The organism is Propionicimonas sp. (assembly GCF_047606205.1).
Classification (GTDB): Bacteria; Actinomycetota; Actinomycetes; order Propionibacteriales; family Propionibacteriaceae; genus Propionicimonas.
The window spans coordinates 1-24,277 of the sequence record NZ_JASGES010000253.1; the positions used below are offsets into that span (position 1 = coordinate 1).

19 protein-coding genes are annotated in these 24,277 nt (G+C 68.6%); 9 read left to right on the forward strand and 10 right to left on the reverse strand.

From position 1 onward, the window contains the following. The first annotated feature begins 156 nt into the window (after positions 1 to 156). The 5 genes from QM633_RS15760 to dhaK all read left to right on the forward strand — a co-directional run bounded on the left by QM633_RS15760 (position 157) and on the right by dhaK (position 5,436). The gene (locus QM633_RS15760) at positions 157 to 1,929 is read left to right on the forward strand and encodes a GAF domain-containing protein (RefSeq protein ID WP_415154747.1); all 1,773 of its coding nucleotides are present in this window, start codon (positions 157 to 159) and stop codon (positions 1,927 to 1,929) included. A 163-nt stretch (positions 1,930 to 2,092) separates the two neighbouring features. Further along, a complete protein-coding gene (locus QM633_RS15765; RefSeq protein WP_415154749.1) occupies positions 2,093 to 2,950 on the forward strand; it encodes a class II fructose-bisphosphate aldolase in 858 nt (285 codons plus the stop codon). A gap of 1 nt (position 2,951) precedes the next feature. Continuing rightward, entirely contained in the window at positions 2,952 to 3,698 is a 747-nt protein-coding gene (locus QM633_RS15770; RefSeq protein ID WP_415154751.1) for an HAD-IA family hydrolase, read from the forward strand. Continuing rightward, positions 3,695 to 4,330, forward strand: coding sequence for a dihydroxyacetone kinase subunit DhaL (dhaL, locus tag QM633_RS15775; protein ID WP_415154753.1), 636 nt, complete (start codon positions 3,695 to 3,697; stop codon positions 4,328 to 4,330). Before QM633_RS15770 ends, dhaL begins: the two co-directional genes overlap by 4 nt. A 110-nt stretch (positions 4,331 to 4,440) precedes the next feature. Continuing rightward, the gene (gene dhaK / locus QM633_RS15780; protein ID WP_415154755.1) at positions 4,441 to 5,436 is read left to right on the forward strand and encodes a dihydroxyacetone kinase subunit DhaK; all 996 of its coding nucleotides are present in this window, start codon (positions 4,441 to 4,443) and stop codon (positions 5,434 to 5,436) included. A gap of 60 nt (positions 5,437 to 5,496) precedes the next feature. Here dhaK and QM633_RS15785 read toward each other — a convergent pair whose 3' ends face one another. Both QM633_RS15785 and QM633_RS15790 read right to left on the reverse strand, forming a co-directional pair. Continuing rightward, positions 5,497 to 6,987: a hypothetical protein gene (locus tag QM633_RS15785; protein ID WP_415154757.1), complete on the reverse strand. Its 1,491-nt coding sequence runs from the start codon at positions 6,985 to 6,987 to the stop codon at positions 5,497 to 5,499. Positions 6,988 to 7,136: 149 nt separating this feature from the next. Further along, positions 7,137 to 8,831, reverse strand: coding sequence for a DUF885 domain-containing protein (locus tag QM633_RS15790; RefSeq protein ID WP_415154759.1), 1,695 nt, complete (start codon positions 8,829 to 8,831; stop codon positions 7,137 to 7,139). A 27-nt stretch (positions 8,832 to 8,858) separates the two neighbouring features. Between QM633_RS15790 and QM633_RS15795 the strand changes: the two genes are divergently transcribed. Beyond that, positions 8,859 to 9,584, forward strand: a complete 726-nt coding sequence (locus QM633_RS15795; protein WP_415154761.1) for a glycerophosphodiester phosphodiesterase — start codon at positions 8,859 to 8,861, stop codon at positions 9,582 to 9,584. Between the two features lie 58 nt (positions 9,585 to 9,642). Continuing rightward, positions 9,643 to 10,809, forward strand: coding sequence for a nucleotide sugar dehydrogenase (locus tag QM633_RS15800; protein WP_415154763.1), 1,167 nt, complete (start codon positions 9,643 to 9,645; stop codon positions 10,807 to 10,809). 224 nt (positions 10,810 to 11,033) lie between these two features. Here the strand turns inward: QM633_RS15800 and QM633_RS15805 are convergent, their stop codons facing one another. Then, positions 11,034 to 12,563 carry a sugar transferase gene (locus QM633_RS15805; protein WP_415154765.1) on the reverse strand — a complete coding sequence of 510 codons (1,530 nt, stop codon included), beginning with the start codon at positions 12,561 to 12,563 and terminating at the stop codon, positions 11,034 to 11,036. A 437-nt stretch (positions 12,564 to 13,000) separates the two neighbouring features. Between QM633_RS15805 and QM633_RS15810 the strand changes: the two genes are divergently transcribed. Together QM633_RS15810 and QM633_RS15815 are read left to right on the forward strand one after the other, a co-directional pair. Then, positions 13,001 to 13,909, forward strand: coding sequence for a glycosyltransferase family 2 protein (locus QM633_RS15810; protein ID WP_415154767.1), 909 nt, complete (start codon positions 13,001 to 13,003; stop codon positions 13,907 to 13,909). Between the two features lie 52 nt (positions 13,910 to 13,961). After that, complete coding sequence (locus tag QM633_RS15815; RefSeq protein WP_415154769.1) at positions 13,962 to 15,167, forward strand: hypothetical protein; 1,206 nt, start codon at positions 13,962 to 13,964, stop codon at positions 15,165 to 15,167. Between the two features lie 44 nt (positions 15,168 to 15,211). Here the strand turns inward: QM633_RS15815 and QM633_RS15820 are convergent, their stop codons facing one another. The 7 genes from QM633_RS15820 to QM633_RS15850 all read right to left on the reverse strand — a co-directional run bounded on the left by QM633_RS15820 (position 15,212) and on the right by QM633_RS15850 (position 24,046). Continuing rightward, positions 15,212 to 16,795, reverse strand: coding sequence for a hypothetical protein (locus QM633_RS15820; protein WP_415154771.1), 1,584 nt, complete (start codon positions 16,793 to 16,795; stop codon positions 15,212 to 15,214). A 91-nt stretch (positions 16,796 to 16,886) separates the two neighbouring features. Then, a complete protein-coding gene (locus tag QM633_RS15825; protein WP_415154773.1) occupies positions 16,887 to 18,068 on the reverse strand; it encodes a glycosyltransferase family 4 protein in 1,182 nt (393 codons plus the stop codon). After that, entirely contained in the window at positions 18,065 to 19,420 is a 1,356-nt protein-coding gene (locus QM633_RS15830) for an O-antigen ligase family protein (protein WP_415154775.1), read from the reverse strand. The genes QM633_RS15825 and QM633_RS15830 overlap by 4 nt, the downstream gene beginning before the upstream one ends. Next, a complete protein-coding gene (locus QM633_RS15835) occupies positions 19,410 to 20,219 on the reverse strand; it encodes a glycosyltransferase (protein WP_415154777.1) in 810 nt (269 codons plus the stop codon). Before QM633_RS15835 ends, QM633_RS15830 begins: the two co-directional genes overlap by 11 nt. A 212-nt stretch (positions 20,220 to 20,431) precedes the next feature. Next, positions 20,432 to 21,544: a glycosyltransferase gene (locus QM633_RS15840; protein WP_415154779.1), complete on the reverse strand. Its 1,113-nt coding sequence runs from the start codon at positions 21,542 to 21,544 to the stop codon at positions 20,432 to 20,434. A 208-nt stretch (positions 21,545 to 21,752) separates the two neighbouring features. Beyond that, the gene (locus QM633_RS15845) at positions 21,753 to 23,528 is read right to left on the reverse strand and encodes a DUF4012 domain-containing protein (protein ID WP_415154781.1); all 1,776 of its coding nucleotides are present in this window, start codon (positions 23,526 to 23,528) and stop codon (positions 21,753 to 21,755) included. Positions 23,529 to 23,557: 29 nt separating this feature from the next. After that, on the reverse strand, positions 23,558 to 24,046 hold the full coding sequence (locus tag QM633_RS15850) for a VanZ family protein (protein ID WP_415154783.1): 489 nt from the start codon (positions 24,044 to 24,046) through the stop codon (positions 23,558 to 23,560). Between the last annotated feature and the right edge of the window lie 231 nt (positions 24,047 to 24,277).

Consider the following 24,277-nt stretch of genomic DNA (forward strand, 5'->3'; position numbering starts at 1 on the left):
CCCGAAAAGGGGGTTTGCTCCCGGAATTCCGGGAGCAAACCCCCTTTTCGGGAGCGAGCAGGCGGGACGCGGCGTCCGGAGCAGCGACGAGAGGGGGCCTGTCGCGGGTCGGACGGCACGCCTAAGCTGGCGCAAGGCACGTCCGGGAGGGCAGCGATGACGCAGGCGGACGCCCGGGAACGGGCATCGGTGGACGATGCGCTGGCCGCCGTGGCCAACGACCTCGCCGGGGAGTTCCGGTTGCAGCCGCTGCTGGAACGCATCCTGCGCAGCGCGGTCGAGCTGCTCGGCTGCCGGAGTGGGTCGCTGTGCCTGATCGATGCGGCCAGCCAGACCTACCGCAAGGAGATCGACCTCGACGAGGGCTGCCAGGCCGGCCGGATCTTCCCGCTCGAGGAGGGCTGCACCGGTGCGGTCGCGCGGGCGGGCAAGCCGGTCGTCTTCGACCGCTACTCCCGGATCGGCAAGGGCCACATCCGCCCCGACGAGGCGCGCTACCACCGGGCGGTGATCGGCGTCCCGATCCTCGTCCGGACCACCCTGATCGGGGCGTGCATCGTCTTCGCCGCGTCCGACGAGCAGCGGTTCGACGCCGCGGACGCCCAGCTGCTGCAGCGGTTCGCCACCCACGCCGCGATCGCGATCACCAACTCGCGGCTGCACGCCGAGGCGTCGGAGCGGGCGAAGGCGGCCGCGGTCGCCGCCGAGCGCGAGCGGGCCATGCTGGAGGTCCACGACAGCATCGGACGCGGCCTGGCCACCGTGGCGCTGCGGATCGCGGACGCCCACTCCGCGGTGAGCAGGGGCGCCGACCCCTCGCCCGCGCTGATCGAGGCCCAGGTCGCCGCGCAGGAGACGATGAACGAGGGCCGCAGGGCGATCTGGGGGCTCGGCCCGGCCGGGGTCGCGGGGCGCCCGATCGAGGAGACCATCGGCCTCGAGCTCGACTGGGTGCGGGCCACCTCCGACCTCACCGCGACCTTCCGGGTGTTCGGCGACCCGCAGCCGCTGTCCCGGGCCGTGGAGGGCCAGGTGCTGCGGATCGTGCAGGAGTCGCTCACCAACGTCGTGCAGCACGCGCGGGCGACCTCGGTGCGGGTGGGCCTGGTCTACGGCGGGGACGGGCTCGCGCTGATCGTCGAGGACGACGGCTGCGGCTTCGACCCGGAGGCCGTCGCGGGCCACGGCGTCGGGCTCACCGGCCTGGTCGCCCGCTCGGCGCAGGTCGGCGGCCGGGTGCGGATCGACTCCACCGCCGGGTGGGGGACAAGGATCCGGGCCGACCTGCCGTACCGGGAGATCCTCAACGACCACTCCGGCAGCCCGAGGCTGCGGGTGGTCGTCGTTCACCCGCAGCCCGCGATGCGGGCGGGCCTGGTGCGGCTGCTCGACGCGAGCGAGCCCGGCGTCCAGGTGGTCGCGGAGGTGGCCGGCGTCGAGCAGGCGGTGGAGGCCGTCCGGCTGCTCCGTCCCGACGTGGTGCTCGCCGGCACCCACGTCGACGGGGCGAGCGGCACCCCCCTGGTCGCCGGGCTGCGGGCCGCGTGCCCGTCGGCGGGAGTGGTGGGCGTGATCGACGCGGGCACGCCCGAGTCCGAACTGCGGGACTGGGCGGCGGCCGGCGTCCGCGGCTTCGTGCAGTCCGACGCGGACGCCACCACGCTCGGCCGCGTGGTGGTGGGCGTCGCGCGGGGCGACGTGCTGGTGTTCGGTGGCGTCCTCGCCCAGCTCGGCGGCCTGCCCGCCGTCGACGGCGACCGCCTCACCGGCCGCGAGCTCGAGGTGCGCCGGCTGATCGACCAGGGCCTTCCCGACAAGCAGATCGCCAGCCGTCTCGGCATCTCGGTGAAGACCGTGGAGAAGCACGTCAGCGCGATCCTGCGCAAGGGTGGCGTCCGCTCCCGCACCGAACTCCTGGCCCGCGCCTGACGCGGACGCCGCCGAGATCTCGCCGAGCGGGCGACGGACGCGGGCCGCCCTCGGCGTCCCCCACGGGCGTCCCCCATGCCGGCGTGGGGGGAAGACCCCATACCGGCCCGGTGGGACGCCACCTAGCGTGGGGCACGTCCCTCAGCGACGAGAGGAGCCAGGGATGGCGGTCCAGCCTCTGTCGGAGATCCTCAAGCCTGCCTTCGAGCAGCGTTACGGGGTGCCGGCGATCAACATCCTCAACGACCTCACCATCGAGAACGTGCTCGCGGGAGCGGTCGAGGCGTCCTCGCCGGTGATCCTGCAGACCTCGGTGAAGACCGTCCGCCAGATCGGGGTGGACGTGCTGTACGCGATGTGGACGTCGATGACCGCCGGCATCGAGATCCCGTGCGCGCTGCACCTCGACCACTGCCCCGACCGGCAGGTGATCAGCGACTGCCTGGCCGCCGGCTGGAACTCCGTGCTTTTCGACGCGTCCGCCCTGCCGGTGGAGGAGAACCAGCGCCAGACCGTCGAGGTCGTCGCCGAGGCCCGCCGCCACGGCGCGGACGTGGAGGGCGAGATCGAGTCGATCACCGGCCAGGAGGACGGCGTCGGCTCGGACGAGGAGTCGAAGCGGCAGACTCTCGAGGTCCAGCTCCGCTACCTGGAGGCGACCGGGGTGGACGTGTTCGCGCCCGCGATCGGCAACGCCCACGGCACCTACAAGCGGGCGCCGGTGCTCGACTTCCAGCGGGTCTCCGACCTCGTCGCCGCGCACCCCGTCCCGATCGCGCTGCACGGTGGGAGCGGGCTGAGCGACGACCAGTTCCGCGACTGCATCTCCCGCGGCTGCGCGAAGGTCAACATCTCGACCGCGCTGAAGGAGACCTACATGCAGTCGAACCTCGCCTTCCTGAGGGAGGCCGAGGCCTCCGGCAGGTGGGATCCGCCCTCGCTGTTCTCCCACGTGGCGGCGGACGTCCGCGCGATGACCAGGCACTTCGCCGAGGTCTTCGGAAGCGCGGGCAGGGCCTGAGATGCCGGCCCTGATCTTCGACTGCGACGGCGTGCTCGCCGACACCGAGAAGGACGGCCACCTGCCGGCCTTCAACGAGACCTTCGCCGAGTTCGGCGTGCCCGTGCGGTGGGACGACGCGACCTACGCGGAGAAGGTGAGGATCGGCGGCGGCAAGGAGCGGATCGCCTCCGAGCTGCCGGGCGCCGACCCCGGCCTGATCCGGCGGATGCACCTCGCCAAGACCGAGCGCTTCACCAGGCTCGTCGCCGACGGCCGCCTGCCCGGCCGCCCCGGCATCCACCGGCTCGTCGCGGAGGCGCTCGCGGCGGGCTGGACCGTCGCGGTCGCCTCGACCTCGGCCGAGCCGTCGGTGCGGGCCGTGCTCGAGCACGCCGCCGGCGCGGAGGCCGCGGCGGCCGTCCACGTCTTCGCCGGCGACATCGTGGCGAGGAAGAAGCCCGCCCCGGACATCTACCTGAAGGTGCTCGACGACCTGCACCTCGACCCGGCCGGCTGCGTGGTCGTGGAGGACTCCGGGATCGGTGTCCGCGCGTCCACCGGCGCAGGGCTCACCACGGTCGTCACGGTCAGCACCTACACCGCCGAGGACGACTTCAGCGGTGCGGCCCTGGTGGTGAGCGACCTCGGCGAGCCGGGGGCTCCGCCGGTCGTGCTCGCCGCGCCGGCCGGCGTCCGCCCGGACGGCATGGTCACGATCGATGTCCTCAGCCAGCTGCTCGCACCCAACCAGGAGGAAGCCCGATGAGCGGATCCATCAGCGACGTCGAGTTCGTGATGCGCAACCTCGCCGAGAACATCGTCGCCAATGAGCAGTACTTCGGGGAGCTGGACGCCGTGGTCGGCGACGGCGACTTCGGCTACTCGCTGGCCCGCGGGTTCGAGATCGTCCTCGACCAGTGGGACGACTTCGACCGCAGCGATCCCGGCGTGTTCCTGACCAAGATCGCCGCGGCCACGTCGGCACGGATCGGCGGCACCTCCGGGCCGATCTGGGGGACGGCGATGCTGCGGGCGGGTGTCCAGCTGAAGGAGCACCCCGAGATCGAGGGAGCGGACGTGGTTCGCGCCCTGCGGGCGTCCATCGACGGCATCAAGGCTCGCGGAAAGGCCGACGTCGGCGACAAGACCCTGCTGGACGCACTCGTCCCCGCCGTCGACACCCTCGAGGCGGAGGTCGCGGCCGGCCACGGCGCGAGGGAGACGGTGGAGGCGATGGCGGCCACCGCCGACGAGGCGGCCGAGAAGACCAAGGCGCTGCAGGCCATGCGTGGCCGGGCGTCCTACACCGGGGAACGCAGCATCGGGTCGGTGGACGCCGGCGCGAAAGCGGTCGCCGTCCTGCTCAGGTCGCTGGCCGACGCCTGGCCCGCGAGCTGAGGCCCCACGGTCGCCGAGAAACGAGAGGCACCCACCATCGGCCCCGGCGAAGCGCCCGTGAGCGCTCGCGGGGCGTCGTCACAACCGCAAACCCAACGAAGGGAAGTGCAATGAAGAAGTTCGTCAACGACCCCAAGCAGTTCGTCCCGGAGATGCTCAAGGGCATCGCTCTCGCGAACCCCGACACGATCAGGTACGTGCCCGAGTACAACCTGATCATGCGGGCCGATGCCCCCAACAACGGCAAGGTGAGCATCGTGCAGGGGTCCGGCTCCGGCCACGAGCCGGCGCACGTGATGGTGGTCGGCCCCGGCATGCTGGACGCCGCCTGTCCGGGCGACGTGTTCGCCGCGCCGCCGTCCGACTACGTGTACCAGACCGCCAAGCTCGTCGCCTCCGATGCGGGCGTCCTGCTGCTGGTGAACAACTACACCGGCGACCGGATGGCGTTCGAGATGGCGCAGGAGCTGGCCGAGGCCGAGGGCATGAAGGTGGACACGCTGTTCATCAACGACGACGTCGCCGTCCAGGACTCCACCTGGACGGTCGGACGCCGCGGCGTGGCCGGCAACTTCTTCGTGATGAAGGCGGTCGGGGCGAAGGCCGAGCAGGGCGGGTCGCTGGAGGAGGTCAAGGCGATCGGCGAGAAGGTGAACTCGGTGACCCGCACGATGGGCATCGCGCTCACCGCCTGCACGCCACCGGCGAAGGGGAGCCCGCTGTTCGAGCTGGCCGACGACGAGATGGAGGTCGGCGTGGGCATCCACGGCGAGCCCGGACGCCGCCGCGCCAAGCTGGTCAGCGCCAACGAGATCGTCGACGAGCTGCTCGGCGCGGTCGTCCCCGACCTGCCGTTCTCCTCCGGTGACCGGGTCGCCCTGATGATCAACGGTCTGGGTGGTACCCCGATCAGCGAGCTGTACCTGCTCTTCGGCATCGCCGCGGAGAAGCTGGCCGCGCAGGGCATCACGGTCGCGAAGAGCTACGTCGGCGAGTACTGCACCAGCCTGGAGATGGCCGGCGCGTCGCTGACCCTGGTCAGGCTGGACGACGAGATCGAGGAGCTGCTGAACGCGCCGGCCTCGGTGGTGAACCGCATCTTCTGATCCTCGCGGGCCGCCCCTCGCCGCCCGGCGCGGTGAGGGACGGACCGGCGTCCGGACCGCTCAACCGACCGCCCGGCCGAACCGGACGCCGTGCTCGGACACCCAGGATCGGGGGTCGTGGCTGTCGGAGACGACGTACACCGACCCGCCGTCCTGGTAGGGGCTGGAGATGGCGAAGGCCGTCTCCAGCCCTGTGCCGCGCGAGTTCAGCCCCGCGACCGTGCTGCCGAACCGGCTGCCGGTGGCCACCTGCCCCGCTGTTCCCGGAACGTCCTCGGTGAGAGTCGGGTACGGCAGCGAGATTTTCGTCGCGCCGATCCGCACGACATGGGCGCTGCCGGCGTCCACGATGTCGCCCACGTCCTCGCCCGGCACGCCGACGACGAGGGCGCGGTCGTCCCGGAACGCCACGGCGCTGCCGAAGCCGTCGCCCTTCTCCGCCGTTCCGGGCACGCCCTTCGTGGACTGGTTCAGCGTGATCCGGTGCACCAGTTTGTGCGCGGTGTTGCGCAGCACGACCACGCTGCCGGCGTCCCTGGCCGAACCGACGTCGCCGCCCGGCATGCCGACCGCCACCAGCACCAGCCGGCTCGTCGGCAGGATGTTGGCCGACAGGGACGCTCCGAACCGGTCACCGGCGTGGGCGCTCCCCGGGACGCCCGGGCTGTTGCGGGTGTACACCTTGGCCGCCCGCAGGTTCTGCCGCACGGCCGTCACCGACCCGGCTCCCACGCGTCCGGACACGGTGTCGCCGGGAGCCCCGGCCAGCAGCGTGACCACGAAGTCGTCGTCGGCGGGGTCGTGCGTGCCGATGTCGAGGTTGGCGAGGGCGACCACCTCGCCGAACCGGTCGCCGGCCTTCGGGGTGCCGGGCACCCCGCGCGAGCCCTGCCGGACCTGTGCCAGGTTGTCCGGGCCGAAGGTGAAGTGGCTGAGGTTCACCACGCCCGAGTCGCTGTTCTCCCCGGGGGCTCCGTAGGCGAAGACGACCGCCTCCTCGTCGGAGCCGCCGAACACCGCGACCGAGTACCCGAACTCGTCGCCGGCCTCCGTGGTTCCGCCGACGTCGTCCTGCACGACCGTGGTGACCGTGATCGCATCCGGATCGTCCTCACGCGGGTCGAAGGTCCGGATGTGGGCCATGCCGGCGTCGACCATCCCGGCGACGTCCTCGCCGGGGGAACCGATCACCAGACCCGCGCACCCGCCGTTGTCGGTGCGGTTGACCGCGACGGCCCAGCCGAAGTGGTCGCCGGCCTCGGGCGTCTCGCCGACGTCGGCCTGGGTCAGCACCTGCCGGGCGCCGCCGCCGATCCGTCCATCGGCGTCGCCGAAGAGGACGGTGACCGTGCCGGCCTCGGCGTGCCCGTCCACAGTGGCGTACGGGTCGCCGACCGCGGCGTCGGGGAAGCCGTCGCCGTTGAGATCGCGGCCCGCGGGCGCCGCCGTGCACGGTGGCGCGGCGTAGGCGGGTGTCGGCGTGCCAAGGAGTGGCGCGGCGAGGGCCGCGCCGATCGTGATCGCCCCTGCGAGCATCCTGCGTCCGGTCATGGTCTCCTCCTCCGCGTGGACCGCCAGGATTCGACGCTAGCCGCGGGCATTCGGCGTCCGACAACCCCCGATGAGGATTTCGTACGAGGTGGTACAGGCGGATCGGATCGCCGGCAGGGGCGGCGATGACGAATTCGCGCGGCGGCCGGCTACCCGTCCAGCCCGAGCGCCAGGGGCAGCACCGACAGCGGCACCGAGCCGAGGTTGAGGGCGCGGGTGTGGAAGTCCTTCAGGCTGAACTCCTGCCCGGAGGCGTGCGCCGCAGCCTGCGACTGGGCGCGGTAGGTCTCCCACAGCCGCTGGCCGACCTTGTAGGACGGGGCCTGGCCGGGCCAGCCGAGATAGCGGTTGAGCTCGAACCGGAGGAACGCCTCGTCCATGTTGACGTTGGCCTTGAAGCACTCCCAGGCCTTGGCGGCGTCCCAGGTGCCGCCGCCCCACTGCGCGGGCGCCTGCTTGCGCAGGTGCACGCCGATGTCGAGCACCACGCGGGTCGCGCGCATCCGCTGCCCGTCGACCAGGCCGAGCCGGTCGCCGAGGTCGTCCATGAACCCGAACTCCTGCATCAGCCGCTCTGCGTACAGCGCCCACCCCTCGCCGTGCCCCGAGCTCCAGCTCGCCAGCCTGCGCCAGGTGTTCAGCTCGTCGCGGTTGAGCACGGCCTGGGCGATCTGCAGGTGGTGGCCGGGGACGCCCTCGTGGTAGACGGTCGTCTTCTCCCGCCAGGTGCTGAACTCGGTCACGCCCGGCGGCACCGACCACCACATCCGGCCCGGTCGGGAGAAGTCGTCGCTCGGCCCGGTGTAGTAGATGCCGCCGTTCTCGGTGGGAGCGATCATGCACTCGATCCGCCGCATGGCCTCGGGAATGTCGAAGTGCACCCCGTCGAGGGCGGCGATCGCCTCGTCGGCCGTGGCCTGCATCCACTCCTGCAGCGCCGGTTTGCCGTGCAGGACGCGGGACGGATCGGCCTCCAGCTTCGCGACCGCGTCGTGGATGGACGCACCCGGCCCGGCGATCTCGGCGACGATCGCGTCCTGCTCCGCGGCCATCCGGGCGAGCTCGTCCAGCCCCCACTCGTAGGTCTCGTCGAGGTCGACGCTCGCGCCGACGAACGCCCGCGACCACAGGGCGTAGCGGTCGCGACCGACCGCGTCGTCGGCGGGGGCCTGCGGGCCCAGTTCGTCCTCGAGGAAGGCGACCAGCTCGCCGTAGGCCGCGGCGGCCTTGCGGCCGGCCATGGTCAGGTCGTTCGCGAGCGGGCCGGACGCGGGGGCGCCGTCCGGTTCGGCGGACGCGAGGAACGTGACGAAGAAGCTGGCGGTCGGGTCGGCGAGTTCGGCGGCCTGCTTGATGCACTCGGCGACCTGGAGCTCGGCGGCGACCACGCCGCGCGCGGCGGCCGTCCGCAGCGACTCGATGTAGCCCTGAACGGCCCACGGCACCTGGCTGACCCGGGCGGCGATGTTCGCCCAGTCGTCGGTGGTCGCCGTCGGCATGATGTCGAGCACGTCGCGCAGCCCCTGCACGGGGGAGGCGATCACGTTCAGGCTGGCCATGGTCTCGCCGGCCTCGTCCAGTTCGAGGGCCAGCCCCAGCCGGTCGGTCATCGCGGCGATCGTGACCCGGTCGATGTCGTCCATGGGTTCGGCCCCGGCCAGGGCGGCCAGGGTGGCCCGGTCGTGGTCGGCCCGCTCGGCCAGGCCGGACGGCGACAGGTCGGTCATCTGGTGGTCGTGGCCGGCGATCCCCATGCTGGTGGCCTCGAGCGGATCGAGTTCGGCGAGGCGGGCGGTGTAGGCGTCGGCGATGGCATCCACCGGGGTGGGTTGGCGTACAGTCACGATCCGACCATAGGCGACGGGAGTGTGATGACGCAGGTCTGGGGCCATCGTGGTGCCAGCCGTGAGGCGCCGGAGAACACCCTGCCCGCGTTCGGCCGTGCGCTGGACATGGGCGTGGACGGGGTCGAGTTCGACGTCCAGCTCACCGCGGACGCGGAGCTGGTGGTGATCCACGACGAGACCGTGGACCGCACGACGACCGGCAACGGGCACGTGAACAGGTTCAGCCTCGCGCAGCTTCGTCGGCTGGACGCCGCGGCGGGGCTGGAGGGGTACGCCGGTGTCCGGATCCCGACGCTGGCCGAGGTGCTGGACCTGGTGGTTCCCTCCGGGGTGCGGCTGAACATCGAGCTGAAGAACTCGGTCGAGGAGTACCCGGGCCTGGAGGAGAAGGTGCTCGAGCTGGTGGCCGCCTACGGGATCGCCGACCGGGTGGTGCTGTCCAGCTTCAACCACTACTCGCTGAAGCACCTGCTCGACCTCGGGACCGCCTGCGAGGTGGCGATGCTCTACACCGACCCGCTGTACCGCCCGTGGCGGTACGCCCACGACCTGGGGGTGGCCGCGATCCATCCGCCGGCCCGGTACGTGGTGCGGGAGCGGACGGTGGAGAAGGTGCACAAGCACGGCCTGGCCATCCGTCCCTGGGTGGTGAACGGCGAGTACCGGCTCGCCCAGATGTTCCGCTGGGGCGTGGACGCGGTGTTCACCGACGTCCCCGACGTCGCGTTGCGGCTGCGTGAGGCCGGGTGAGCGGCCGGTGAGCGCGGCGATGTCCGGCTAGGATCCTGGTGCCGGTGGAGGGGGAGTCGTGAAGATCGCTGTGGTCGGGGCCGGGTACGTCGGCCTGTCGAACGCCATCCTGTTGGCGGCCCACCACGAGGTGACGCTGGTCGACGTCGACCCGGTGCGGGTCGGGCTGATCGCCGACGGGCGGTCGCCGATCGTGGACGCCGACGTCGAGGAGGCGCTGGCCGGAGGCGGGCTGAACCTCGCGCCGACGCTGGACGCGGCGGGGGCCTACCGGAACGCGGAACTCGTGATCATCGCGACGCCCACCGACTACGACCCGAGGACGAACCTGTTCGACACCGGATCGGTGGAGAGCGTGATCGACGCGGCGCTGGCGGAGAATCCGGGCGTGAGGATCGTGATCAAGTCCACGATCCCGGTGGGGTTCACCGAGCAGATGCTGGCCGCGCACCCCGGGGGAAAGATCCTGTTCTCGCCGGAGTTCCTGCGTGAGGGGCACGCGCTGGAGGACAACCGCTACCCCTCCCGGGTGGTGGTCGGCGACGAGGGCGAGAGCGGCCGGGTCTTCGCCGCCCTGATGGTGGAGGGTGCGCTGGCCGACGACGTCCCTGTGCTGCTGATGCCGTCCACCGAGGCCGAGGCGATCAAGCTGTTCGCGAACACCTATCTGGCGCTGCGCGTGGCGTATTTCAACGAGCTCGACACCTACGCCGCCGTGCACGGGCTCGACTCGGCCAGGATCATCGAGGGTGTCGGGCTCGATCCCCGGATCGGGCAGTACTACAACAACCCGTCGTTCGGCTACGGCGGCTACTGCCTGCCGAAGGACACCAAGCAGCTGCTCGCGAACTACGCGGACGTGCCGCAGAACCTGATCTCCGCCGTCGTGGACTCCAACACCACCCGCAAGGATTTCGTCGCCCTGGACGTGCTGGCCCGCAAGCCACAGGTGGTGGGCATCTACCGGCTGGTGATGAAGGCCGGTTCGGACAACTTCCGCTCCTCGTCGGTGCAGGGCATCATGAAGCGGATCAAGGCGAAGGGCGTCGAGGTGATCGTCTACGAGCCGACGCTGGACGCAGACGACTTCTTCAACTCCGAGGTGGTGCGCGACCTGGCCGAGTTCAAGCGCCGCGCGGACGTGATCGTGAGCAACCGGCGCACGTCCGACCTGGCCGACGTCGCCGAGAAGGTCTACACCCGGGACATCTACGGACGCGACTGACGTCGCGCTCGTCCCCCTGACGCCGGCCGTCCACGCACGAGGGCTCTGGATCGCAGGACTCTTCGAGGGCGATCGCCCGGCGACCAGTCTGGGGCGCGGTCGAGGTAAAGCTAGGCGGTGGCCGGTTGCCCGATGCCGTGAAGACCTTGGATCGGACGCTTGCGCAGCTCGATGCGCGCCTCACATCATCGACGCTGCCTGCCGACGAGCGCACGACCTGCCGATCAGTGTGCGGTGTCCTCGGGCATCACGACGGCCTTGAAGGTGCGCAGCAGGATCGCGATGTCCTGGGCGGGAGACCAGTTCTCGATGTAGTAGAGGTCGAGCCGCAGGGCGTCCTCCCAGGACAGGGCGGAGCGTCCGCTGACCTGCCACAGCCCGCTCATGCCCGGTTTCACCAGGAGCCGGCGCTGGGCGATGTCATCGTAGAGGGCGACTTCCGCCGGCCGTTGGGGGCGCGGGCCGACGAGGCTCATCTCGCCGCGCAACACGTTGAACAGCTGGGGGAGTTCGTCGAGGGAGTACTTGCGCAACACCCGGCCGACCGGGGTGATCCGGGGGTCGTCGGTGACCTTGAACAGGGGCGTGTCGCTGGTGCCCTGCTGCTGGAGGAGAGTGGCGAGCTGGGCGTCCGCGTCCGGGATCATGGAGCGGAACTTGATCATCCCGAACGGGGCTCCGCTGCGTCCGATCCGTTCCTGGGAGTAGAAGATGGGCCCCTTGCTGGAGAGTCTGACCAGGAGCGCCACGACGAGCATCACCGGGGAGAGCAGAAGGATGAACAGGCTCGATCCGACAATGTCCATGGCGCGCTTCATCAGGCGACGGGGGCCGTCCAGAGTGGGAAACGCCACATGGACGAGGGGCAGGCCGGCGACCGGACGGGCGTGAATGCGGGGACCGGCGACGTCTGTCATCGCCGGCGCGACGATCCACTGGACGTCGCGTTCGGCCATCGCCCAGCCGAGATGCCGCAGTGCCTTCGGGCTGAGGTCGTCGGCGCTGGCCATGATCACCGTGTCGGCCTGCACCTGATCGATGGCGGCGACGGCGCGGCGGTAGTCGCCGATGACCTCCAGGCCGTCGAGTTCGTGCTCGCCCTGCGCCCATTTCGTGATGGCTCCGACGATCTCGTACCCGGTGCCTCCGGTCGAACGGATCATCGAGGCGATGTGCTCCACCTTGGACGGCTCACCGATGATGACTGTGCGATGGAGGTAGGCGCCGAAGCTCTGCCGCTTCCTGAGCCACTGCCGCCACAGCCAGCGCGAGGCGAGCAGGAGAAGGAGGCCGACGGGCGCGGCGATGAGAAAGAGTGAGCGGGAGAGGTCGGCCTTCAGGAAGAAGGCGACCGCCACCGCGGCGAGGAATCCCGCGACCGTGCCGCTCACGACGCGTCCGTACTCGACGATGCCGTGGCCGACGACGTGCTCACTGCGAGAGTCGACGACGTTCAGTGCGAGCAGCCAGACAACGGCGAAGACGGCCATCGCCACCCAGTAACTGACCGGCTCGAAGCCGATCACGTCCATGCGGCGCGTGCCACCTGCGCGAAGGGCCAGCACCGCAACTGAGAGGGTGAGGACCACGATCGCCGCGTCGGTGAACATCAGTCGACGTGCGTACCGTCGCGTCCAGAACGACCTCCGCACGTCATTGGCAGCAAGGAAGAGTCCCTGGGTGTGGGCAGCGCGGGGCCGCCGGGAGGACCCGACGTGAGCTGATCGTCCATGCTCGGGGTTGATGGCGCTCATGACTGGAGAAGTCTAGGAGAGTTCCGGGTTGGGAGAACGGTGTTCCCACCTACCGAAGGTGTACGAAGTTGTCCCGCTTCAGGCACCGAACGGCTCCCGGCCCCAATCCGCGAGCAATTCGGGGGCGGATAGCGCGCGGCCGCCAACCTCCCCAGAGAACACGGGGGCGTCGCGGCCACATCTGGCGCGTTCCCCCCGGATGGGTGCATGACCCCGAGGCAGCGCTCGGCCAGCTGATCTGTTTCAGTCGAGTGTCTCGGCACCGACGGGCATGTGGTCATGCTCACTGAAGTTGGCTTGAGCCGTGCGCGGTCGCGCAATCCGTCGGCGTAGCCGGGGCCCTGGGCGACCAAAGGCGCCGATGCCCAAGCGTATGATTGGCGGGCTTCCGGTTCCGGCGAAAGGCGATGGTGAACACGACTGAGAAGGTTGTTGCGGTGGTTGTCACCTACAACCGATTTGACCTGCTCAGGCAAGTTCTGAGCGCATTGCAGGGCCAAACCCGGCCCGTGGACCGAATCCTGGTGATCGACAACGGCTCCACCGACGGCACGCGCCCCTACCTCGAAGCCGCCGCCGAGGCGGGTGGCCTAGCCCTCGTTGAGGCTGGCTCCAACCTCGGTGGGTCGGGAGGCTTTGCGAGAGGGCTGGCCTGGGCCAGCACTCTTGGCGCTGACTGGATCTGGCTCATGGATGACGACGCGATCCCTGCGCGCGATTGCCTCGAGGTCCTGCTCTCGGCATCGGAAGGGTGCGGTTTCGTTGCTCCCCAGGTCGTGGACGCGACGGGTGCAACAGGGCCCCGCAACTATCCGACCTTGAGCTCGAGCTTCGCGGATCACTACGAGGCGGCGGGTCGCGGTCTCGTAGCGATCGTGGCCGCGACCTTCGTCGGGCCGCTGATCGCTGCACCCGTGGCGGCCGGGACACATCTACCTCTCGACGATTTCTTCATTTGGCACGATGACATGGAATACACTGCGCGCCTCGGATCCGTGTCCAGGGCGTACGCGGTCCCCGACGCAAAGATTGCGCATTTGGCGCAGAATCCTGGCCCCGCGCACTATAATGGAGAACGAAACTACTACAATATTCGCAACTACATCTGGTGGTACCGCGAGGTTCGTCACAACCACACCTTCAACAGCGCACGAATACTGGTCGCGCTCGCGCGGACATCAGCAACGCAGTTCAACAATGCACCCAAGAAGCTTCCATACCTGAGAGTCGTCGTGAAGGCCCTCGCAGATGGCGTGGCTGGACGGCCCGCCCACAGGGACGTCGCGGAGGTCGTGTCCCGCAGCCGGGCCCAGGACGCGCTCTGGGGTCTGCCTGATGGCAACTGACCTCGTGGAGGACCGTGAGCGCTCGCCTGGCTGGAGGCGTCTAGGCCTGCGCATGTTGATCTTCACCCTTGGGCCGCTGTTGTCGATCATTGCGCCACTCATCACTCTCCCGGCAGTGTCAGGGCACTTCGGCGCCGCCGGGTGGGCGAGTGTGGCAGTGGGGCAATCCGTCGGCGGAGCCGCCGCGATTGTGGTGGCGCTCGGCTGGGATATCACCGGGCCGATCGAGCTCGCGCGAGCTCCTGTGGAGGCCCGTCGTCAGGTGTTCTTCCGCAGCCTCGCGCAACGTCTGCCACTTGCGGTGCTGACGATCCCCGTTGCGGTGTTGGCGACCTATCTCTCAAAGCTGGAGTTTCCCGTCGCGGGCGCCCTCACGGCCGTGGCACTGTCGACTACGGGATTGTCCGCATCCTGGCTCTACATTGGCCTGGCCCGGCCCGTTCTCCTTGTCGTGCTCGATTCTCTGCCACGTACGCTGGCATCGGTAGCGGGAGCTCTGCTCATCGTCAACGGCGCCGACTTGGTCACACTCCCCATCGTGCAACTTCTCGTCTACTGCGCTGTGGCCGTCGTGCCGTTTGCCGTCGTGAAGGGATCGGTGCATGTGCCGCGAGTTGGCCGCGCGTCACTGGCTGGCCTGTGGCGCGAGCAGGGCTACCCACTCCTCACGCGGGTTGCGACGAGCGCCTACGTCGCCCTGCCGACGACGATCCTCGCCTTGACGGGTGTCGGCACCGCATCCGTCGCCAACTATGCAGGCGTCGAGCGCCTCGCGCGCACGGGGCTCGCTGGGCTGGCACCCGTCAACTATGCACTTCAGGGCTGGATACCTACGGCGCGGGATCAGCGACAACTCGCCAAGCGCATGAGGGTTGCGCTCGTTGTCAACGGAGCTGTCGCTCTGCTCGGAGCCACTCTCTTCGTCCTCCTTGCGAACCCTGTCGCCGGATGGCTCTTCCACGGTGAAGTGACGCTGTCCCGCTCGGCAATAGTGGCGTTCACAGTCGTCATCGTGGCCGTCGTGATGAGTCGCTGCACTGGAATACAGTGTCTGGCCACGGCGGGCAGGCTCCGAGTCGTGGCGTTCTCCACCATCGCGGGGTTCTGTATCGCTGTGCCGTTGATCATTCTTGGAGGCCAGCTATTCGGGGCTGACGGCACGGCATGGGCTGTCGCCACGACCGAGGTGGTTGTCCTGTGCATTCAGTCGGTTGCGCTTGCGGGCTTCTTCCGTGCGCAGCGTGTGCTACCTGAGTGACGGCGTGGCGCAAGCCCGAGTCACGGCAGAGCGAGGTCGGGCACTCATTGCAGGGGTTGGCCGACAACGAGGGGCCCGCAGCCGCGCAGGGGGCTCCCGTTTGTTGCCGAAAGTGGCCCGTCAATCTCTGCGACAACCCGGTCGACGGAGTTGGGGTCGATGGCGTCCCTTCTCACCCAGTTTCCGGTTGGACCGAGTTGAATATATTGCGCGCTAAATCGAGGGTCGAGGCTGAAACCCGTGTCCCATGCCGGATGGATCCTGATGAATGTCGGCCGCAGCGTCTCGAAAGTGTAGTCGCGGATGCCCTTGTCGTCGTGTCTCGCGCGCATGCGAGCGATCGTGGGCTCTGTCAGTCCGGCGAGATCGTAGACCGTCAGCCTGCTTGTCATCAGTGTGCCCCCGAGATCCGGGGTCAGGAGAGAGCCATTGCGCACTCCGAGCAGGTCGGCGTACGAGTTGAAGAGGCGACCCACCTGATCCACGACCGCGCAACCGGCCAAGGCTGGGCGTTCGGTGAAGTCGATCGTGCGAACCGCCATGATCTGCGCAGTCCCCGCCACGGTCACCGCTCCCGCGAGGCCCACCGCGAGTCTCAGTCTCAGGCCCAGCCCTGTCCGACCGACCTTGGGCGCCTCGTGTAGCGCCACGAGAGCCAGCGCGGTAAGCATCGCTGAGGCGACAAGGACGGGAGTGGCGAAGCGATATTCTCCCATCCAGTCGGACTCCAGGACGCCGTAGGCGGCCACCGACAGGATGAGTGGCACCGAAGCGCTCGCCATGAGCCGCCGGTGTCCGGGTGCCCACCGAAGGGCGGCGACCAGCAATATCATCATTCCGATGAACCAGGGCCACGACATCGCGGAAGGCAGGCCGACAACTCGTTCGGCCGCCGCAAGGGGGCTGAGACTCTGTCCTTTGGCCACCGCAGTGTTGGGGACCAGGAGGCCGAAGGTCACATAACGCCATGAGAGCAGGGCTCCGACCAGAGCTGCGTAGGTGGCGAAGTAGGCCCCGATTGCAGCAATATGATGCTTCTTCGGGCGCGAGCTCATCAGTACGGCGAATGCAAGCGGGTATACCGCGCCAAATATCAGCCCGTCAGGTCTGGTCGCCGCGGCGAGGGCCGCAAGTGCCGCCGCGCGCAAGGCCACGGTTGGGCGGCAGTACTGTGCGCGGGATCCATTTCGGATGAGCTGCGCCACGAGCGCTGCAACGATGAGGCCATAGGCGGGATTTTCGAGACCGCTCGCTGCCCAGGTCACATAAGGCGTCGCTAGGGCGAGAAGCGATGAACAGAACGTGGCCACAACAAGGCCACTTCTCGGAGAGATCGCGATCATCTCGCGCGTCATGAGTGCCTGGGTGGCCAGGAAGCACAGGAACGCGATCATCCGAAATATGAATATGTAGTCCTCCAGGCCGAATATTTGATGGCCCGAGTCGAAGAGCCCGATATTCTTGAGTGCCGCGAGCATGAGGGTCCACAAAGGATTGGAGACCCCCTCAACTGGCCGGTCGTTGACCGTTTGCGCATAGATCCCCGCGGCGGCAACGCTTCGTGCATACGCCGCTGAGATGAGCGCATCGTCGACGATCCATTTGCGGAACGCCGCGAGATGCGCCAAGAATACGATTGGAGGAACCGCCAGGAGGGAGAAGCGAATCGCGGCGGACCTCGGGCGACCGAGTAGGGCTGACTTCATCTTTCTCCTCGATTCAGCGCGAGACCTGCCGGCCACGGGTCTCCCACAATGAGGTGATGGTCCGCTCCAGCTCAGGCACTGTCCGTGCGTCCGAAAACCGGTTGGCAGACGCTGTGGCGCGCTGCCCGATACTGCGAACTCGCTCCGGTGCCTGCAGGAGATCGGCCAACGTCTGCGCCAACTCGACCGGGTCGCCGGGAGACACAAGGATGCCGTCTTGCCCATCGGAGATGATCTCGAGCGGCCCGCCGTGCCGGGTCGCTATGACGGCCAGGCCGTAGGCCATCGCTTGCGGGATCACCTGGCCAAATGCTTCCGGGGTGATGGAGCAGTGCGCCAGCACGTCATGGGACGCGAGCAGCGGCCGCACATCGTCGAGGTGGCCAGCGAAGGTGATCTCGGCATTGATCTCAGCGGCGCGCCGGCGAAGCCGGTTCGCATAGTCATCGGTGGATCCGAAGATCTCGTCGCCGGCGATTGTGAACACGAAGCGGTCGGCGAGCCCCCAAGCACCGAGGAGGGCCGCCGCCTCGACCAATATGTGGATGCCCTTCCATTCGTAGAGCCGGCTCAGTGACAAGACGCGTAATACGGGTTGCGGTTCCGGGCCTGTGGCCGGCCGGGCATTGGCGGTCTCGATCCCGCTCACGGGGTAGGCCACGGCGTGAGGGACTCTCTGGAGGGTCTTCGCTCCGAGACTGTTCAAGGTCCACTCGCTGTTGGCGATGACAGCACCTAGCAGGGGTAGCGCGGCATACTTCAGGGCCGCGCGCTTCATCGGGCCGAGCGACTTGGCGGTGAGGTCCTCTCGGACATATGCGATGCCGAACACCTTGCGCGGCAAAGCGAGCGCCAGCATGAACGTGCTTCGCAAGCTGTTTGCGATAACGACGTCTGGTCCGATCTCCTCGAGTCGGCGTCGCAGTCTGAGTACCGTCCGGACTAGACCGAGCCGCTCGGGCCCGCGGGCAAGGACCTCGACCCGTACGCCGGCCGACTTGGCTCGCGCGACAAGCGGGCCGGTCTCCACGACGGTCAGGGCTCGACGGAAGCGTGTGCTCGGGCGTTCGAAATAGTGGCAGAGCCCCAGCTCGGCGCCGCCCAGGATGCTCGTGTGGTCGAGGAAGACGACAAGAGGTGGTGTGGGTTCGCCAACGGCGATGTCGTCGTCGGCAATTCTCAAGCGGCTGCTCATGCGTCGGCCGGGCTGGACTCATGTGGGTCGGGCGTTCTCCTGAACGCCGCCCGGAACCCGTTCACGTCCGTCGCCCAGAAGCCAAGCGCGAATATGACCCACGTAACATAGGACGTTGTGTTTGGCCGCTCGAACGGAAAGAAGTTGCTGGGCGTCTCGAGGACTCCCAGAACGAGCATGATGAGAACAAGAAGATACGGCACGAGGGAGAGGTCGAGCGCCCGGACCGACGCCACACTCACCTGAATCACCAGAATCGCGGCGGCGGCGGCGCCGATGAGGCCCCCCACGACGAGCATAGTGACAAGAAAGTTGTGCCCATGGGCGACCACGAGGTTGATCGTGCGTGACAACTCACCATCGGGCTCGAACACGCCTCGCCCCAGCCCAATCACTGGAGAACGCATCCACATGTCGAGCGCGACGTCCCAGAGCCGCCCTCGAGACGAGAAGCTGCTCGGGTTGTGACGCTCAATGAACGGCAACGCGATGATGACAATGCTCGCTGCAGCGAGAGTGAGCGTGCCCAACCACTGTCGAATCCTCGGGTTCGCCCTCGTCAACATGAGCGCCGTGCCCACGACCCCCGCTGCCGCCAGGGCCATGAGCGAAGCACGCGAACCGCTCCACAGGATCGCAATCGCAGCGAGCGCCGCCCCAATGGCGGCGAGGCGTCGCGGCTTGATCACGAGCACGAAGGGAAGCGCCGCGACCAACGACATTCCGAGAGAGTTGTTGTAGCTGTACATCCCGGAGAGCAGACTTGGGAAGACGAGCGCCTTCTCGGTGGAAACGCCATCAGCATCGGTGAGCACCCCGACGCCAAGTAGACCGAGAGCCAGTGCGGCTGTCGCGGTCACGATGACGAGCCAGCCTATCGTCACCAGAGGGATTCGGTCGGAGCCGTGCATCCAGAGGGCGACGCAGACGGCCGCGTAGATGAACACTTGTGGTTGTGTCGGGTAGACGCCGTTGGCGATATTTGATACGAAGATGAGTAGCGCGGCCGGCAGCAGCGCTGGGATGAGCGCTTTCCAACTCCGCTGTGTTGTTGGTCTGCTGTCGATCCAGTAGACAATGGCCAGCCCAACCACAAGGAGTGCGTAGATCACCCTCACCGATAGCACGGCTGGAATGCTATCTTCGTAATATTCCGACGTGAACGTGAATTTCAGGCGCCCCCGCGCAATCAAATTGAGGACATTCGGAACCCACCCGAACATCCACAGAAGTATGATCACGCCCACCAGCGACCAACCGGACACGGCGCGATTTCCGCGAAGCCCCCGCATGGCCTCGATCACGTATGGGTGTCGTCCACCGCACTTCGCCGCGTTTTGCTCATCGACCACCGGTGAGTACTCCTTCCAGGACGCCTGAGATCTTGGCTGCCGTGATATTCCAGTCGTACGCGCTGGCGGCCGGTGGCGTAACCCTGAGCTGAGCTTGCAGCGCATCCTGGGCTACGGTGGCCCATTCTTCTGGATCCCGCCCCTCACGGACACGCCAACCACGTTCTTGGACTGTTTCGGCCACCGCCTGGCAGCCGGACCAGAAGATCACCGGCGTCCCGCATTGCACGCTCTCGAGGGCGGGCAGACCAAAGCCCTCAAGCAGGGATGGCATGAAGGTTGCGGTGGCCCCTCTGTAGCAGGCGGCGATCCGCTCGTCGTCGAGGCTGTGGAGAAGGTCGACCCGGCGCGCGAGCCCGGCCTGGTTGACGAGGCGCTGTGCCGGCAGGATCTCGCCTGCTGGAACGACGGCCTTCAGGCGAAAGCCGTCAGTCATGGGGAGTGCCCGCAGTAGCGTGTCGAAGTTCTTGTGAGCCCTCAGGTTGCCGACATAGACGAAATAGGGCCCAGCGGAGGCCTCCACTCTGCCGTCAGGGTGGAAGGCGTCCGATGAGCCGATGCCAGCGTTCACCACCCGGACGGAGTTGTCGTTCATCCACGCCTCTATCGCCTGGCGGGAGGTCTCCGACACCGTCAGCACGACACCTGCGCGTCGGATCGCTCGTCGAACCGGCCCGTTGTAGTAGGAGAGATACTTCGCACGACCTGGCCAACTCGTCTGGAGATGGATGAGATCGTGGATCGTCAAGATCTGGCAGTCGGCCCGGGCCAGAGCGTTGTAGCCCGGCGAGTAGACCACGGCTTCTCTTGCGGCAGACGGCAATGCTCGGATGAAGTCTGAGGGTGCCGATGGGCAGCCGGGCAGGCCCAGCGGTGCCCACTCCACGCCCAGGCGAGAGAGCACCTCGGTGGAATATCGCCCGATACCATGCGTGCCGCTCCAGCGCTCGTCAACGAGGACGCGACGGGGTGCCGGCGCTCCGTGTGTCGATCCATGGACAGCGAAGTGCCTCACGTCGGGGCTCCGGCGGCGACGGACTGGTCGAGCCAAGTCCGGATCCGTGCTTCGAACACGGCCGTGCCGAACTGCTCGGCACGTGCCCGGCAATCGGCGCCGCTTGTTGCAGATGCGCGCTCTACTGCCGCTCTGAGTTCAGTGCGTCCCCAGGCGTCGACGAGTGCTCCGGTCAGCCCGTCGATGACGGTCTCGGCCGCCCCGCCCACTGCATTCGCGATGACGGGGGTACCCGTTGCCATCGCTTCCACGGGCACGATGCCGAAGTCTTCGATCGGGGGGAAGACGAGGGCCAGCGCCTGACGGTAGAGGTGGTGAAGGAGCGCCGGGGACGGGGCTGGGACGAAGACAGCCTCGGTACGGGTCCGCGCCGCGTGCTCCCGCAACCGCGCCTCGTCCGGGCCGCTGCCGGCGATCACCACCGGTAGTCCCGTTGCCTGCCCGGCATCGATGACGAGGTCGAGGCGCTTGTAGGGGATGAGCCGGGAGAACCCGAGCAGGTATTCGGCGGGGAGTGCGTCGAGGACACCCAACTCGGCTGACGGTACATCCGGCTCGTCTCCGGTGAACCGGGCGACGTCGACCGGCGGATAGATGACTGTCGCCTCCCTGCCCCATGCCCAGGCGATCCTGTCGGCGACGAACCTGCTGTTGGCGGCGATCGCCACGGGCTCCGTCGCCCGTCGGCGATCCACTGGCCGTAACGCTGCCGACAAGGCTCGTGCCGCCACACCCTCGCCGCGGCCGTCGAGTTCGGGAGTCCAGACATAGCGCGCCGGGGTGTGCGCGTAGACAAGTTTCGGGGCCCGGCGGGCACGGCCCGAGAACCTGGCGTGATGTGAGAAGGCGTGAGAGCTGCAGAGCACCCAGTCGGCGTCCCGCTCGGGCAGGTGGCGCCAGACAATTGGCATGAACGGAACGGCGAGGACCCTGCTTCGCCGAAGCGGAGTGCGCGCGAGCACGGTCTCCTGAACGCCTGGAAATCGGCCCTTGCTCTCGTCCCAGAGGCAGAACCGTTCTGCGTCGGGATACATGTCCGACAGGACTTCGAAGACGTTCTCCGAACCGCCGCTCGGCGACAGCCACTCGTGCACGAGGATTCCGCTCACGACTGCGAAGGTCCCTTGGGCTCGCAGCCGTCGGCATCGCGACCTCGCCAGATCCTCAGGGCGATCAGGGCCGCCGGGGCGGGGCGGAGGTGCATTTCGGACGATCCTTTGTTGGTGCTTGTGCGGCACCCATGCTCGCACAGCTCAGGGCCCGGCACGCGCCAACGGCATGCAGTGAGCGGGAACCTGAAGGTTGCCTACGTCGTCCTCAACGCCCGCAAGCCCCATCGTCGAGCTTGACCGCAGTGGTGCTCACCATCGGCGTCGTCCGGACCTCGAGGGGGCCGTAGTCGCCATCGGTGCCGTTGAAGTGGAGCGTGATGGTGCGGGTCTCACCGGGCTTCAGCGGGACGCTGACCTTGACCACGGGGCGGCCGAGGTCCTCCCTCGCCCTGCGGCCGATGTCGCCGTCGTTCAGCGTGGTCTTGCCCGCCTCGGTTCCCGGCGGGCCGTAGACGAACACGTCGGTGAGGAACTTGGTCGATCCCCACTCGCCGCTCTTGACGTAGTCGGGCAGCTTGTCCGCCGCGGCCTGGGAGATGTCCAGGTGCAGGGTGACCTTGGCGGTGAAGTCGGTCGTCCCCGCGGCCGTGCAGGACGCGCCGGCGGCGACGGCGGACTTCATGTAGTAGTCGATCTTCGAGCCGTTGGACGCGTCGCGGAAGAACACGCCGATCGTGGTCTGGTCGGTGTTGTCGGCGGGCAGCACGCCCCCCACCCGCATGGTGGCCACCTGGGCCTGGACGTCCGCGTTCGCGCTCCAGAACAGGATGCTGCCGCCCGAGATGCCGGACTGCACGGCCGACACCATCTTCTTCAGGTCGAACTGGCCGTCCGCGACCTTCTGGAAGACGGCCAGCGCCACGGCCTTGAAGAAGGCGTCACTGGTGTTGGCCACGTCCGGCAGCGTGTAGGCGTCGCTGAGGAGCAGCCGAACGATGTTCTCGCTCGTCGCCTTCTTGCCGCCGACCTCGATCGGGCCGGTCGCCTCGAGGATGTGGGACAGGGCGATCGGGTCGATAGCGACCACGCCGTCGATCTGCTGCTTGCCGATGTCCCGCTGCCAGAAGCTCTTCAGCAAGGTGGCAGCGGTCGGGAAGTCGGGCCGGCTCATCGAGGCGTTGATCCGGCGGAACATCACGTCGCCGAGGATCTCGATCATGTCGTCGCTGAGGCCCACGTCGTTCGGGAGGAGCTTCTCCTCGAAGTCCTGGCTCGAGGCCTGGGTGAGGATCGTGAGCTTGCCGTCCTTGGCCTCCATGAGGGTCTGGGACGCCGCGCTGCCGCCCAGGCCCGACACCTCGGCGTTGTTCATCGCGACCAGCAGGTAGTTCTGGGCGCCGTCGGCACCCAGCAGCCCGGGGACGAGCTGGAGGATCGGCGTGGCCGTGTCGAGCACGCCCGCCACCTGGTCCACCCCGCTGCGAACCTGGGGGACCAGCGACGACGACGTCTGCACGGCGGAGATCTCGGACGAGAGGGCCGTGATCCTCGGCGTCGCGGACTGCAGCACCGGGATGATCCTGGACAACACCGGCGTGGAACTCTCGGTGCTCACCGCGTCCAGCGCCGGCACGGCCAGCTTCCCGGTGAGGGCGTCCAGCGACTCCGAGGCGAGCCGCACCGCCCGAAGGTTGTCCCCCACGAACGGGACGGACTCGAACGCTCGCCAGACCGGATCCTGGGTCGCGGCGACCGCAGCCGCTCCGTGCGAGGCGATCGAACGGATCGCCGTCTCGGTGTCGCCGCTGCCCGCCTGCACCGAACGGACGGACGCCTGCGCCGCCTCCAACTCGGTCTTCACGGTGAGCACCCGGGTGCCCAGCCACGCACCGAGCCCGAGCACGGCGACGACGAGGACGGCCAGGGTCACCCACGGCCAGCGGCGTCGACGACGACGCACCGCCCTTCGCGCAGGCTCAGGGGACCGGGCATCCTCCGGGGTCGGGCCGCCCTCGGGCGGCGTCTCTCGCGGCTCAGGCACCCGCCAAGGCTACAGGCGCGCGCGGGGGGTCAACCCCGCGAACGGTCGCCCGCCAACGCCCGCGCAACCACCATCCGATCACGGGCGTGGATCAGGGCCCGCAGCAGGTACGCCAGCACTGCCCCGACGTAGCCTCCGACGGTGTTCGCGACCACGTCCCAGCCGGACGCGAAGCGCGCGGACAGGAACTCGCCCTGGGTGTACTCGATCAGGGCGGAGAACCCCGGCACCAGCAGCATCACCGCCCACCACCCGCGTTCGGGCAGCGTGAGGGCGAGCAGGAACCCCAGCGGGACGAACATGGCGATGTTCGCCGTGAACTCGAGCTTGCCGTACCCGAACCACTCCGGGACGCCGTGCCGGTGCAGGATGTCCAACACGTGCGCGATCGCCGACTCGTAGCCGGCGTCCAACGGCGTCGGCCACATGGTGGCCACCAGAACGACCCCGACGTAGAGGGCGAGCAGCACACCGCACACGGCGAGCCGCATGCTGGTCGGCGATGGGGACGTGGCCACGGGCACCTCTCGACTCGACGGTCCGGTCTCCCGCCATGCTGCCACAGGCACCCGAGCGCCTCGGCCGCGGCTCAGCCCCACGCGCGGCGGAGCCGGGCCAGCCGTCGCCGCGCCCGCAGCCGGAGCGACGGGGTGACGGTGAGGACGGCCACGCGCTCCACGCCCGGCGCCAGCCAAAGCCTGGCGTACCGCTCCCGCCGCTCCGGCGCCGCGTCGCCGGGCCCGGTGTCG